1 protein-coding gene is annotated in these 416 nt (G+C 66.6%); it reads right to left on the bottom strand.

Features of this window, described 5'->3' with window-relative positions; translation table 11 throughout:
- Positions 1-313, bottom strand: a 313-nt coding sequence (locus tag RM704_RS44870) for a hypothetical protein (protein ID WP_311593642.1), incomplete at its 3' end; no start/stop codon positions are given.
- Positions 314-416 lie beyond the last annotated feature (103 nt).

Here is a 416-nt window from a genome sequence, read left to right on the forward strand (position 1 = left end):
TCGCGAACACGTAGCCGACGACGGGCTCGGACTTCGACGACGGCCGATGACACTTCGGGCAGGCGAAGAGGTAAGCCGGGGTCGTCAGGGATTCGCCGTTCACGCCGAGGAGCCCGTATCCGGAGCAGTCCGGGCAGTCGACGGCGGAATCGCCTTCGCCGAGGACGGCGCCCGACTGGCCGCAAGTGTCGCATTCGACGGCGTAGAGGGCGCAGTCCGGGCAGAAATGGGTGGCATTCTCCGGGGCGCCCGGGAAGGCGTCCCGGCGCTCGCGCTCGATCCAATGGTGCCCGTCGCGGTCGCAATCGATCATGGATTGTCTCCGATCAACTCCAATTGTTCCGGCCAGAACGAGAGTCGAATCCGGCCGAGGTCTTTCCGATTCGGCGGCGGGGCGTCCAGCAAGACCCAGACGC

The sequence above is a fragment of the Streptomyces gottesmaniae genome (assembly GCF_031845845.1).
Lineage (GTDB): Bacteria > Actinomycetota > Actinomycetes > Streptomycetales > Streptomycetaceae > Streptomyces > Streptomyces akebiae.